This window comes from Olleya sp. ITB9 (assembly GCF_001315805.1).
Classification (GTDB): Bacteria; Bacteroidota; Bacteroidia; order Flavobacteriales; family Flavobacteriaceae; genus Olleya; species Olleya sediminilitoris.
The window spans coordinates 157,989-171,621 of the sequence record NZ_BCBW01000018.1; the positions used below are offsets into that span (position 1 = coordinate 157,989).

Below are 13,633 nucleotides of genomic sequence, written 5' to 3' on the forward strand. Positions count from 1 at the left end.
GAAGTTACGAAATTTTAACAACTATTGATTTTGTTTAACAGAAGTTTAATTGATTAATCTGCTTAATCCCATTTCATTTTCTGCAATCGAACTGCATTTAAAATTGCTAATAATGCTACTCCTACATCTGCAAAAACAGCTTCCCACATTGTGGCTAAACCACCTGCTCCTAATATCAAGACAATAACTTTAACTCCAAACGCTAAAATGATATTTTGCCAAACAATTTTTCTTGTAGAACGACTTATTTTAATGGCTCTAACTACTTTTGAAGGCTGGTCGGTTTGAATGATAACGTCTGCTGTTTCAATAGCTACATCACTACCTAAACCACCCATTGCAATACCAACGTTACTTGCTGCTAAAACAGGTGCATCGTTAATACCATCACCTATAAAGGCTATTTTGTTTTCAGGATTTTTCTTTAAAATTTCAACTTCGTTTAATTTATCTTCTGGAAGTAAACCACCTTTAGCATTTTCGATATTCAACTCTTTAGCGACTTGTTGCGTGATGGAATCTTTATCACCGGAAAGCATCATAATATTTTTAATGCCTACTTTGTGTAATGCTGTAATAGTTTCTTTTGCATCTTCCTTTAATTCATCTGCTATGACTACATAACCTGCAAATTGATTATCGATTGCTACTAAAACAATAGATTCTACAATAGATTCCGTTTCAGATGGAACATCAATATTATTAGTAGTCATTAAGGCTTTATTTCCTACTAAAACTGTTTTACCATTTACAATGCCTTTTAAACCTTTACCTGCAATTTCAGAAACGTCTTGTGCTTCAAAATCTTCTCCCTCTGATTTATACTCTAAAATTGCTTTAGCAATTGGATGCGTGGATTGTTCTTCCATCGCCATTAAATATTGCATAAATTCGGTTTCTTTCCAACCGATTGCTTTTACTTCTTTGATTTTAAAAACACCTTTGGTAACGGTTCCTGTTTTGTCCATTACCAAAGTACTTATCTTGGTCATTGCATCTAAAAATGAAGCACCTTTAAATAAAATTCCATTTTTTGAAGCTGCTCCCAAACCACCGAAATAACCTAATGGAATTGAAATCACTAACGCACAAGGACAAGATATTACCAAGAAAATTAATGCTCTGTATAACCAATCTCTAAATACATAATCATCTACAAAAAAGTAAGGTATAAAAGTAACACCAATAGCTAAAAACACAACAATTGGTGTGTAGATACGAGCAAACTGTCTAATAAATAGTTCTGTTTTAGACTTACGAGCTGTAGCATTTTGAACCAAATCTAATATTCTCGCAATAGAACTGTCTTCAAACTTATTAGTTACCTCAACTTCAATAACGCTTTCTAAATTGATACTACCTGCGTAAACCTTTGCTTCTTTCTGAATGGAATCTGGTTTGCTCTCGCCTGTTAACGCTGCGGTGTTTAGAGATGCTTTTTCGGATAATAAAATCCCATCTAACGGTATTTTCTCACCTACTCGAATTTGTATTTTTTCACCAATATTTACAGCTTCTGGCGACACACTAACATAATCACCATCACGAAATACATTGGCTTCTTTTGGTCGAACATCTAATAAGGCTTTAATATTTCCTTTTGCTCTATTAACTGCTGCGTTTTGAAATAATTCTCCTACTGCATAAAATAGCATTACTGCCACACCTTCAGGATATTCACCAATGATAAACGCACCAATGGTGGCAATAGACATTAAAAAAAACTCGGTAAAAACATCGCCTTTTATAAGACTTTTCCATCCTTCTTTAATTACAGGAAATCCAACTGGAATATATGCTAAAGTGTACCAAACTACTCGAATCAATCCTTCAAATTGAGGAATCGCATCAAAATAATCTACAGCGATACCTACCATTAACATAACAAAACTTATAATAGCAGGAATGTATGTCTTGAATGCACTTCCATCTCCGTGGTCGTGACCATCATCGTGAGAATGTTGCTCTTCTGAATTTGGTTTTAAATCTCTTAAATTGACTTTCTTTTTTTTCATTTAGTTTTGTTTTAGCAACAACTTTTGTTTTGTTGAATTGGTGGACAAGGAACTGTACCATAAGAACAATACACACAACAATCTCCTTCGATTGGTTTCAAAACCGTTTTACAATGCTCACACTCGTAAAAGAATTGACAAGCGTTAGTTGGCATATCTTCTTTCTTTTTATGACCACAGGTTGGGCAAGTGATTTCCGATTTTAATATAGTTTGCATCAATTTTAATTTTTATCAGTTACTTTATAACCCGTAGAATTAATTGCTTTCTCAATTTCTAATTCATTAGTTTTAGTTTGGTCATACTCAATGATTGCGTTACCATTCTTGTATGATGTTTTTGAGTTTACAATTCCGTTAAGTTTATTTACTTCGTGGTTTACGTGAGCTTCACAACTGGCACAAGTCATTCCACTTATTTTATACACTGTTGTTTTGATATTTGATTTATCAACGATAACAATTTGTTTCTCTGAATTTGGATAAAACATACTTGAGTAGTATGGTAATGCCAACATCACTATTGCGAATACTGTTACAACTCCTAAAAAGGTTTTTGACTGAATAAATTTTGGTTTTTTATCCGTTTCACATTCACAGTCGATTTCTTTTTCTGGTTTTAATTTTTGATACCAAGCAAAGAGAAGAACTAATATAGTTAGCCCTATTAAGTAAGGTCTAAATGGTTCTATCCAAGAAAAAGTTGAAGCTACACCACTTGTACCTGCAATTAATGCCAAAACAGGTGTGATGCAACACAATGAAGCTGTGATTGCTGTTAGGATACTTGTAACCGCTAATTTATTTTTCATTTAATATCTAATAATTTTTCAATGTCATTGGGAATAGGCATTCGTTTTAATGGTGGCACGTTTGCTCCACCAGTATTACCAAGTGGAACGTGATTTATAAATGATTTCCAGCCACCCACAAGCAACCTAATTATTTGACCTATTACTTCTTTCGTATCTTTTTGTCTAAATCCAAACTTTAGCATAAGCCAATGTGAATAGGTATGTTCTATAGGATAAGATTGTCCTATTATATGACTACGTTCTAAATGATACCAAGCATTACCAAACTGCTTATTTTCTAAACAGAAACTGTATTGTTTTAATTCTTGGTTATACGCCTGTTTTAGATGTTTAGGTATTTTAGTATTAAACTTCATATCCTCTAATTTTGGATAAATGTACTTTAATAGTAAGTGCAATGGAAGTGCAATGGAAGTGCAATAATTAGACACTACACTTATCGCAAATACCTTTTACCACCAAATTTACATTCTCTGACACAAAACCATCTGGCACTTTTATTTGAGGTATTTTATGTTCTGTTAAGCAAATGGTTTCATTGCAATTATTACAATGGAAATGTAAGTGCAAATCGGTTTCAATTTCACAATTACATCCCTTTTCACATAATGCATATTTTGTAATCCCTGTACCATCGTCTATTTGATGCACAATAGCCTTTTCTTCAAAGGTTTTAATAGTTCTGTATAAAGTGGTTCTGTCTGCTTTTGAGAAAGCATTTTCAATATCACTTAAAGTAACAGCGACCTCTTTTTCTGTAAGAAACTTATATATAAGCAAACGCATTGCTGTAACACGAATATTTTTTGACTCTAATACTTGTTCTATTGTTTCCATAATTAATGTGCGTGTTCTGCTTCTCCTTTTTTCATTTCTGCGTTAAGATAATAAGCATTGTTATAAGCAAATTTTGTATTACTTTCTATGTTTTCAGTAAATTGAACCGATACCCAATCACCATCTTTAGTGCCTAATACAACTTCGATAGGTTTAAAGCTCCAATCGTCATTTTCTTTTTCTACTGAAAACACATAATATCTTTCGCCTTCTTTTATAATTGCACTTTCTGGTAAAGCTTTTGTTTGGGTATTATCTACTTGAATTTTACCTTGAATATACATACCAGGAATTAAGTTACCTTTTTTGTTTTCTATTTCTGCGTGAACGTGGACTGCTTTTGGGTTGTCCTCAAAGGTTTTGCTTACGGAATAGATTTCTGCGATAAGCTCTGCATCTGGTATGGATTGTACCGTAAAGTTAACTTTCTGACCTTTCTGTACTTTATAAACATCTTTTTCAAAAACCATTAAATCGGCGTGAACGTGATGCGTATTTACAATTTCAAATAATTCGGTTTGTGGCTCTACATATTGACCTGTTTTTACTTCAACTTTTTGCACAAAGCCTTCTATTGGACTTCGCAATGCTATGCGCTGTGCAATTGTTCCATTGCGAACTGATGTAGTGTTAACGTTGAGTATTCTTAATTGCGCTTCTAAACCATTAACCATTGCTTTTGATGCTTGATATTCTGCTTCTGCTTTCTGGAAATTAGCACCAGAACCAACACCAGCATCGTATAATTTTTGTTGACGTTCATAATTTTTCTTTGCAAGCTCGCTATTGCTATAAGCGTTTAAATAATCCGTTTGCGCTTGTATGATATTTGGGTGCGATAGATAAGCCACAACTTGACCTTTATTAACCTTATCACCTTCAATCACTTCAATTGAAACGACATTTGCACCAACAACAGTAGTAATAGCTGCTTCGTTTTGTGGTGGTACTTCTAACGTTCCGTTTGCTTCTACATAGCCGCTCATATTACGTAATGCTAACGTATCTATTTTCATTTTCAATGCATCGAATTGCTGTTGTGAAAGCATTACTTCGTCTTCATCGTGATGCTCTTCGTTAACTTCTGTTTTTTCTTCCTCATCGTGGGAATGACCATCATTCTCGTTATGATTTTCTTTATTTCCGCAAGCTGAAACAAATATGGCTAACACCATTACGGTAAGGATTTTATATATTTTGTTTTTCATTGTCTTATTTATTAAAATATTGTAATTGAAATGTGCTTTCTAAATAGTTTACTAATGCAGTCTGTGCTTCCAGTTCCGATTGAATTGCTTCTTTTATCAACTGCGTAAATGCAGTATAATCAATTTCGCCTTCTCTATATGCCAGTAATGCACCTGTTTTTTGCTCTTTTGTTAATGGTAAAACTTGGTCTTTGTAAAACTCCCAAGATGTTTTCCATTTCATATAATTTTCTTTAGCCTGAACAAACCTTGATTGTACTTCCTGTTTTTTGAACGCTACATTGGTTTCCGCTATTTCTTTATCAATTCTGGCACTTCTAACTTGTGCTTTGCTAGAACCTGATAAAAACGGAATTGAAATTCCTGCTTGATAGGTGTAAAATCCTGAATTGCCATTTACTTTTTGTAAACCACCTTGAAGATTGAACTTTGGCAAATTATCTGCTTTTGCAGCTTTATATTTAGCTTCCGCTTCATCTACAATGCTCTGCGACATACTGTACAATGGATGACTTTCAATACTGAATGTTTCCATATCACTATCTATCGCTACCTCAAATTCATCTGAAACTGTAAAAATTTCTTCTGATACCAACCACAAATTGAATTGCTGTAAGGCAATAAGATAATTACTATAGGCTTGCGCTTTTTTATTCTGAATTTGAAACGCTTGATTTTTTGCTGCCGAATATTCTAATTTAGAAATAGCTTCGACTTCATAATTTAAAGCTACTGCTTGCTCGAATTTGGAATAAATGGAATCCAATTCCTTATACAAATCATAGTTTTGTTTCATTTGATAGCAATTAGACCAAGCTTTTTTAACTTCCAATTCTAATTCCAACTCGGAAAGTTGAAAGGCTTTTTGTTCCAATTGAATGCGTTGTTCTTGTAGCTTCTTTTTAGAACCAATGCCAAATACATCGATATTTGATTGACCAATACCAATGGTTGTATAGATGCCATTTCCATTATCAATTTCTTCTCCACCTGTAAAAATTTGAGTCGTTCCGAAATCATAGGCAGTCGATTTTAATTGTTCTTGTTTTGTAATTTCCAACTGCTTTTGCTTCAATAATGGATAATTACTTTTTGCGAGTTTAACAGCTTCCTGTAATGAAATTTCGGGAATTGTATCATTCAACTCTTGTGCATTACTTTGTGGTGAAAAGCCAAATAGTAATAATACAACTGCTGTTGCTGTTACTAACTTTTTATTTGGCTTAAACGTAAAAGATTTGTTTTCTACCCAATGATATAAAATTGGTAAAACAAATAAGGTAAGCAAAGTTGAAGTTAATAATCCACCAATAACAACCGTTGCCAATGGACGTTGTACTTCTGCACCAGCTGATGATGAAATAGCCATTGGTAGAAAGCCTAATACATCTGTAAAAGCAGTTAGCATAATAGGTCTGATTCTTCGTTTAGTACCTTCAACTATTCTATCCTTTAGATTGGTTACACCTTCTTCTTTTAATTCGTTGAGTCCGCTTATCATTACCAAACCATTTAAAACTGCAACACCAAACAGCACAATAAAACCAACACCTGCCGAAATACTAAATGGCATATCACGTAACCACAACGCCACAACACCACCAATAGTTGCCATTGGAATAGCTATGTAAATCATTAAGGTCTGTGGTAAAGATTTTAATGCAAAATATATTAGTATAAATATGAGTAACAATGCAATAGGCACAACGGTTTGTAATCGGTTGCTGGCACGTTCTAAATTTTCAAATGCACCACCATAACGAATAAAATAACCTGATGGTAATTCTAATTGTGCATCTAATTTTGATTTAATTTCAGTTACTAACGATTTTACATCACGTCCTCTAACATTAACACCTACATAGGTTCTTCTATTGGTGTTATCTCTACTGATTTGCATTGGTCCTGCTTTATAGCTTACATCTGCAATTTCACGTAAAGGAATTTGAGCACCCGAAGGTAAATTGATATACAGGTTTTGAACATCTGAAATATCCTTACGGTTTTGATCGCTTAATCGTACTACTAAATCGAAGCGTTTTTCACCTTCAAAAATTACACCTGCTGTACCACCTGCAAATGCAGATTGTACGGTTTGATTAAGCGTATTTATTTGAAGACCATATTGCGCCAATTTATTCCTGTTGTAATTGATTGTCATTTGTGGCAAACCTGTTGTGGCTTCCGCTTTCATATCACCAATACCTTCAGTACCTGCGATAATTTTAGATATTTCTTCGGCTTTTTGAGATAGAATATCAATGTCTTCACCATAAAGTTTTATAGCAATATCTTCACGAACACCTTCTAATAACTCGTTAAAACGCATTTCAATAGGTTGTGTAAACTCATAATTAACACCAGGAACCATTTCAACTGCTTCTTTCATTGCTTCAATCAATTCATCTTTTGATTCTATAGTAGTCCATTCACTTTTAGGTTTCAGAATTACAAAAACATCGGCAATATCCATAGGCATCGGGTCGGTTGGAATTTCGGCAACACCAATACGACTCACAATTTTATCAACTTCTGGAAATTTTGCTTTTACTATTTGTTCTATTTTGGTAGTAGTTTCAATAGTTTCTGTAAGTGAACTACCTGGTTTTAAAATAGCGTGAAATGCAATATCACCTTCATCGAGTTGCGGAATGAACTCGCCACCCATTCTTGAAAACATAAAAACGGTTATTCCGAACAACACAACTGCAATACCAATTACCCATTTCCCTTTTCGCAAGGCTCTAACCAATAAAGGTTGGTATTTATCTTCAACCCAATGCACAAATCTATCTCCATAAGATTTTTTATCGTTTTTAGGTGCTCTTAATATTAAAGCTGACATCATTGGCACATAGGTTAAACAAAGTACCATTGCACCAATCATAGCAAAAATAAAGGTCAAAGCCATTGGTTTAAACATCTTTCCTTCAATACCTTGTAAGGCTAAAATGGGTAGAAAAACGATAAGGATAATCAACTGACCGAAGAAGGCAGCATTCATCATCTTTTTTGAAGCATTAGAAGCAACTTTATCTCTTTCTTTAGATGTAAGTTGTTTCTTTTTCAAAACTTGTGATGCTATAAGAAAAACAGTGCTTTCAACAATAATTACAGCACCATCTACAATGATTCCGAAATCAATTGCTCCTAAACTCATTAGGTTTACCCAAACATCAAAAACATTCATTAAAATAAAAGCAAATAATAAGGATAATGGAATAGTAGAGGCAACTATTAAACCTCCTCGCCAATTACCTAATAAAAAGACCAACACAAAAATGACGATTAATGCACCTTCAATAAGATTAGTTGTTACTGTAGAAGTTGTTTCGCCAATTAATTTACTTCGGTCTAATAATGGTTCAATAATTACGCCTTCTGGTAACGACTTTTCAATTTGAGTCATTCGCTCTTTTACATTGGCAATAACATCATTGGAATTAGCTCCTTTTAGCATCATTACCAATCCACCTACAACTTCTCCTTCACCATCTTGGGTTAATGCACCGTAACGAATTGCAGAGCCAAATTGTACCGTAGCAATATCGCCAATAGTGACAGGTATATTATTAATATTCTTGACAGTGATTTTTTTAATGTCCTCTAAACTTCTCACCAAGCCTTCACCACGAATAAAATTGGCTTGATGGTTCTTTTCAATATATGCACCTCCTGTATTTTGATTATTGGCTTCAAGTGCATTAAACACATCTGTAATGGTAAGGCCAATAGCATTTAAATCGTTTGGGTCAACCGCTACTTCGTATTGTTTTATTTTTCCACCAATAGCGTTTACTTCTACCACACCAGGAACCATTGCCATTTGACGCTGTACAATCCAGTCTTGCATTGAGCGTAAATCTGCAATGTTGTATTTGTCTTTAAACTCTGGTGCAACTTTTAGTGTGTATTGGTAAATCTCTCCTAAACCTGTTGAAATAGGCCCCATTGTAGGTTCGCCAAATCCAGCAGGTATTTGCTCTTTGACTTTGTTTAGTTTTTCGGCTACTAATTGGCGAGGTAGATATGTTCCCATATCATCATCAAATACAATAGTAACCACAGATAAGCCAAAACGAGAAATTGACCTTATTTCCTGAACATCAGGAAGATTGCTCATTGCCACTTCAATTGGATAAGTAACAATTTGCTCAATATCTTCAGTACCTAAATTGGGGGATTGTGTTATAACCTGTACTTGGTTATTGGTAATATCTGGAACAGCATCTATTGGCACTTTGGTCATACTCCAAATACCTGTTCCGATTATGGTAAGCGTAAGCAAACCAATAATGAATTTGTTATTGATTGAAAAATCAATGATTTTATTAATCATAGAAAATGTATTAATTCAGTTAAACTATTCGATACAATTCTGATATAAGAAAATAGAATTACACGAAATGAAATGAACCCTTTAGGCTCAAAATTGGATATAGCTATCCATTAAAAAACTGAATTATACTTTAGGTGGCTGGAAAAGTGATTCCAAATATCTGGAAGTGAAGTTTACTTTATGTAAATTATATTGTTTTTTCTCTTCAAACTTTAATCGATTGGTTAAAGCCAAATTATTGTTCGCAATAATTAATACCAAAGGGTGACAACATTGATTATGGGAATGGACTGGTGTATTCTCCTTATCTGGGTTATGATGATGCTCTTCATTTTTAGCATCGCTCTCAATGTAATCTTCAACTACATATTCAAAGAAAGAGTCTCCATAAACTTTATGGTCTTGATAATGGGTAATTACATTTGAAATTTCTTTAATTGGACCACAAAAGTCCATATCTATGCTTATCCCTTGAAAAAAGAATAAAATAGACATTGATATGGAAACAAATATTTTCATATAATTTATACAAATATACAAATTATTGAATGCAATGGTGTTGCAAATAAATTGATTGGTAAATTACAAAAACCATAGAGCATCTTTAGCATCGTCTGGAACGCCATTATTAAAACGTGGTGCTATTTGTGCTACCATTTCTGGATATTTTATTGTGATTGGTACATTTTGTTGTCGAAGCGATTTCCAATATAATCTGCTAAACTGATACACTTGTGTTAATAATTCTAACACTACATCTGCATCTTCAAAAGCATCTTCATCTGGACTGCTTACCTTAATTTTTATTGGGAACGGATAACCATCTGTATCTGAATACCGCTGTGAATTAGGGTAACGTGCATTATTAAACAACAAAAATTGATTTTCGCTAATACGTATGTATGTACCACTTACAGGCATTAACTTTTTGTTCCAATTAAGGTCGTAAGCAATAATATCTTCTGCTTCTGTTTTATTGATATTTAGAATGTAGAGCGGAATTTTTAACCCTAATGTATGCATCCCTCTAATAATTGGTTTTAGTTCCTCGTAACTCATTTCCTTATAGAAGTGAATGACTACTTTATCTGCTTCTGCAACCGATGTAAAATCTCTAATGGCTTTACATATACTTCCTGCCAATAGGTCTGTTTCGCTTTGGTCAAAATATTCGAACTTTCTAAATAAGCCATTGTTTTGAAAACTAAAGGCACTTGCTATATAACGTCTGTTTTCGCCTTGATTGGTAAATGCACCAACACCTATTACTAATTCTTTTTTATCGGTTACTGCAAGTTTCCAAGGTGCGCCACCTAATTTGGCGTGAATAGCTAACGCCATATTTTGCAATGAAAATTGGAAGTTGTATTGATTCTCGATATTGACCACCATTTTTTCATAATCTACCACTTGTGTAACAATGCCTTCATTTAAAAACAGTTCTTTGATTTGAATATAGATTTCGCGGTCTTCGGGATTTTGTGTGAACTTATCGAAAGGACTTAAATAAAAAGCTGCGTAAAGCACATTATCGTGGTCGAAGGTTAAACTCTCTAACTTTTCAATTATTTCTGGTATTGGGTCGTTTTCGTTGGTAAATTCAATGAAGTGTTCTTTGGATGATGATGCTTTAATGTTCACATAGGCTTCTAATCCTTTATAATAATTCTTTTCTGTATTTACACCTTCCTTTAAATTTTGATAGAAAGACAATACCGAATCTTTATGAGAAGTATGGCAAATGAAAAATATCTTGATATTTTGATTGTTTGGACGTCTGTAAGGGTTTAGGATATTCATTGCCTTTTTAGGCACTAAATGGGTTTTCTTGTTACCGTATTGGTCTTTACCAAATTCCAATAAACCTACTTGTGGGTCGATATGGTTGATACGATTGAGTGGCACATCTATAAACGTATCAGTTTTAAATGGAAATATGACTTTAAAATCTTCTTTAAACAGATAGTTGGTTGCAAAATTATTAATAAGTGCTACGTACTTTTGATATTTATTAATTGGTCTTATAGGTTCCTCAATAGGTATATCTAATGCTCGTGCTAATGACAAATTAAAAATTGGGTATGCTTGGTCAAACTGAATAGCATTGTAAAATTCTTGTTTTTCCTCTGTATCGAGGTCCATTTGGTAATTGAACGTTTTTTGACCATATACACAACGTTTTATTAACTCTGAATCCTCTATATCCTTAACCGATGTTGTAAGGACTTTTGAAGTACCATCGTATGATACAATTAACTCTGGTAAGTCTGTGAGTTTTGCAAACTGTATCTTAAATGAAAATTTATAGTAGAGGTTATAGTCTGCTGTATTCCCTTTTTTTGAAGGCATCCACACTTGTACATCACCAACGAAGTTTTTTACTACTATATAGTCTTTCGATTTAAAATAGCTTCTTAATTTATGTTTAAGGAATTGCTTATAAATTCTTAATTCTCTACCATCTACTAAATTTAGCTTAATGCTTGGTGCATCTGGTATTTCTGTTGTAAATGTTGTAAATATTTGGTCTTTGTTAGATAAGTCTGCATCTGGAAACACCTCTTTTATCTGCCTTGAAAATTTAGATTTATGGATAGGATGACTACCTTCAATATCCTCTAAAGTTAAATAAATAGTAGGCGCACTATTAGGCCATTTAAAGTTTAGTATGTTGGTTTTGAGGTGTTCTTGCATAAATGAAATTATATTGTAATTTTACATAGAAGGTTGAACTTTATTATTGTTATCAACTAATAAATCTTTGTTTAGTAGTCTATTTACAGACTGCATATCTTGGTATGTAGATTTAGCACGCTCTATTATTTTTTCAATAATTTTATCAGAAACTTCCATTTGTTTCACCAAGCCTAAACCAACCAAATAATCTAATAAAAAGGATATATACAATAGTTCAAACTGTGAAAAAATATTGTTTTTTGTTTTAGTGCGATGTATTAAATAATCTCGATGACGAACAATCTTTGATACATATGTTTTAATATCATCTTCTGGAATATTAGTTATATCGACTAATAATTGCTTTTGTTCTAATAAATCTTTGGCAAAAGATGAGTTCTTAATCTTATTACCAAATTTCAAACTATAAGCTTCGAAAGCTGTATAGGAATTTGTAAATCGCCTACTATGGCTCGTTTTAACCGAGAGTAAATTTTCGATAATAATATCAGCACAATAACCTATGCCTTCATTGTTATACCAATGCTTAATTATATTGGACAAATCATCTTTAATAGTATCATAGTCAAGCGCTATAAAACCAGATATGTTTTCTTTGTTGAAATCATCCTTGTAATATAACGAAGCCCAATTACCACAGCTTAAACATTTAAAATTAAAAGCTTTAAATTGTACAGACTTACCGTATAAAAAATGAAATAATTTTTGAAATGAATTATATAAATCTATACTCTCAAGAATACTCAATTTTTTTTCTGATTTAAAATCGACATATCCAACATTGTCCATTCTAAAAAAGTTGTGGTTAGAAGTATATGATGTTGATTTTGTGATTTTAATAGATAAGTCTTCAGTAATATTCGTATTGTGGACTACGTCATCCTCTTTTTCAAGTTTGTCTTCTAAAGAATTATACCAATGCATTTTTCTAACCCAACTCACTATTGCTAAATTGTCAATTTGAAATTCATTAATTTTCAAACCTATAGGTTCAATTAAATGATATGCACAAGCAAACGTATATTTAGGCTTATAAGTTTTAGTCTCTACTATTCCATTGCTACTGTTTTTAATCTTGCAGTTTACAAAAGTTAAATAGCCTAAACCTGTAAAAACCCCATAAATTAACTCTATTTGATAGGCAGGTAATCTTTCTGACAAATTGGTCGTTATGTGTACTTCATCATTAATTAACTCTAATACACAAAAGCACTTATTATCCTCTGCAGATTTAAACCATACCTCGCCATAATATTTATTCTCTTTAAACATAAATTACTTTAAATCCTAACCCTTTTTTACAATCTTACTAATTTTTTCTTCAGCTATTTTGAGGATTTCCGTACGCTCCTTTTCATTTTTGAGCATTAGTACAATTTGTTCGGACATCCATAGCTTAATTAATTCGTTTTCGTCTTCTTTTAATGTTTTGGCAAAAGCAACTACTTGTTCGCGTCTTGCCATCCGATTTCCTCGTTCTATTTTACTTAAATAGGCAACATCCATATTTAGGTTTGCAGCCATTTCCCTTAATAGCAAATTGCGTTTTTCACGCAATGAACGTATGTACTCTCCAAACTCCATAATAGAATTATTTAGACTTGTCAAATTTTGTCTAATTTAACAAAAGGAAACCAAAGGAAAGTAAAAAGATATAAACAGTTATTAACAGGTAATGAGGATATTAAGGATTTGAGGAAGTCAATTTAATCATATCCTTAAA

At 32.9% G+C, this 13,633-nt stretch carries 11 protein-coding genes; all 11 read right to left on the reverse strand.

What is annotated here, in order from left to right:
- Window positions 1–62: 62 nt before the first annotated feature.
- The 11 genes from ITB9_RS04755 to ITB9_RS04800 all read right to left on the reverse strand — a co-directional run bounded on the left by ITB9_RS04755 (window position 63) and on the right by ITB9_RS04800 (window position 13,494).
- The gene (locus tag ITB9_RS04755) at window positions 63–2,015 is read right to left on the reverse strand and encodes a heavy metal translocating P-type ATPase (protein ID WP_054851359.1); all 1,953 of its coding nucleotides are present in this window, start codon (window positions 2,013–2,015) and stop codon (window positions 63–65) included.
- 11 nt (window positions 2,016–2,026) lie between these two features.
- Window positions 2,027–2,233 carry a GDCCVxC domain-containing (seleno)protein gene (locus tag ITB9_RS15315; RefSeq protein ID WP_076692386.1) on the reverse strand — a complete coding sequence of 69 codons (207 nt, stop codon included), beginning with the start codon at window positions 2,231–2,233 and terminating at the stop codon, window positions 2,027–2,029.
- A gap of 5 nt (window positions 2,234–2,238) precedes the next feature.
- Window positions 2,239–2,826, reverse strand: coding sequence for a mercuric transport protein MerTP (gene merTP, locus ITB9_RS04760; RefSeq protein ID WP_054851360.1), 588 nt, complete (start codon window positions 2,824–2,826; stop codon window positions 2,239–2,241).
- Window positions 2,823–3,185 (reverse strand): DUF3703 domain-containing protein, encoded by a 363-nt coding sequence (locus ITB9_RS04765; RefSeq protein WP_013622781.1) that lies wholly within the window; start codon window positions 3,183–3,185, stop codon window positions 2,823–2,825. The genes merTP and ITB9_RS04765 overlap by 4 nt, the downstream gene beginning before the upstream one ends.
- Before the next feature lie 67 nt (window positions 3,186–3,252).
- Window positions 3,253–3,666: a Fur family transcriptional regulator gene (locus tag ITB9_RS04770; protein ID WP_054851361.1), complete on the reverse strand. Its 414-nt coding sequence runs from the start codon at window positions 3,664–3,666 to the stop codon at window positions 3,253–3,255.
- Between the two features lie 2 nt (window positions 3,667–3,668).
- Window positions 3,669–4,874 carry an efflux RND transporter periplasmic adaptor subunit gene (locus ITB9_RS04775; RefSeq protein ID WP_013622779.1) on the reverse strand — a complete coding sequence of 402 codons (1,206 nt, stop codon included), beginning with the start codon at window positions 4,872–4,874 and terminating at the stop codon, window positions 3,669–3,671.
- Window positions 4,875–4,878: 4 nt separating this feature from the next.
- Window positions 4,879–9,213, reverse strand: coding sequence for a CusA/CzcA family heavy metal efflux RND transporter (locus ITB9_RS04780; protein WP_054851362.1), 4,335 nt, complete (start codon window positions 9,211–9,213; stop codon window positions 4,879–4,881).
- Window positions 9,214–9,336: 123 nt separating this feature from the next.
- Window positions 9,337–9,732, reverse strand: a complete 396-nt coding sequence (locus tag ITB9_RS04785; protein WP_236630970.1) for a hypothetical protein — start codon at window positions 9,730–9,732, stop codon at window positions 9,337–9,339.
- A gap of 63 nt (window positions 9,733–9,795) precedes the next feature.
- Window positions 9,796–11,907, reverse strand: a complete 2,112-nt coding sequence (locus ITB9_RS04790; RefSeq protein ID WP_054851363.1) for a Piwi domain-containing protein — start codon at window positions 11,905–11,907, stop codon at window positions 9,796–9,798.
- Between the two features lie 21 nt (window positions 11,908–11,928).
- Window positions 11,929–13,182, reverse strand: coding sequence for a hypothetical protein (locus tag ITB9_RS04795; protein ID WP_013622775.1), 1,254 nt, complete (start codon window positions 13,180–13,182; stop codon window positions 11,929–11,931).
- A 15-nt stretch (window positions 13,183–13,197) separates the two neighbouring features.
- A complete protein-coding gene (locus ITB9_RS04800) occupies window positions 13,198–13,494 on the reverse strand; it encodes a helix-turn-helix domain-containing protein (protein WP_038507003.1) in 297 nt (98 codons plus the stop codon).
- Window positions 13,495–13,633 lie beyond the last annotated feature (139 nt).

Coding starts and splice junctions, on each gene's coding strand:
- ITB9_RS04755 (WP_054851359.1), bottom strand. CDS start 2,015: ATGAAAAAAAAGAAAGTCAATTTAAGAGATTTAAAACCAAATTCAGAA.
- ITB9_RS15315 (WP_076692386.1), bottom strand. CDS start 2,233: ATGCAAACTATATTAAAATCGGAAATCACTTGCCCAACCTGTGGTCAT.
- merTP (WP_054851360.1), bottom strand. CDS start 2,826: ATGAAAAATAAATTAGCGGTTACAAGTATCCTAACAGCAATCACAGCT.
- ITB9_RS04765 (WP_013622781.1), bottom strand. CDS start 3,185: ATGAAGTTTAATACTAAAATACCTAAACATCTAAAACAGGCGTATAAC.
- ITB9_RS04770 (WP_054851361.1), bottom strand. CDS start 3,666: ATGGAAACAATAGAACAAGTATTAGAGTCAAAAAATATTCGTGTTACA.
- ITB9_RS04775 (WP_013622779.1), bottom strand. CDS start 4,874: ATGAAAAACAAAATATATAAAATCCTTACCGTAATGGTGTTAGCCATA.
- ITB9_RS04780 (WP_054851362.1), bottom strand. CDS start 9,213: ATGATTAATAAAATCATTGATTTTTCAATCAATAACAAATTCATTATT.
- ITB9_RS04785 (WP_236630970.1), bottom strand. CDS start 9,732: ATGAAAATATTTGTTTCCATATCAATGTCTATTTTATTCTTTTTTCAA.
- ITB9_RS04790 (WP_054851363.1), bottom strand. CDS start 11,907: ATGCAAGAACACCTCAAAACCAACATACTAAACTTTAAATGGCCTAAT.
- ITB9_RS04795 (WP_013622775.1), bottom strand. CDS start 13,182: ATGTTTAAAGAGAATAAATATTATGGCGAGGTATGGTTTAAATCTGCA.
- ITB9_RS04800 (WP_038507003.1), bottom strand. CDS start 13,494: ATGGAGTTTGGAGAGTACATACGTTCATTGCGTGAAAAACGCAATTTG.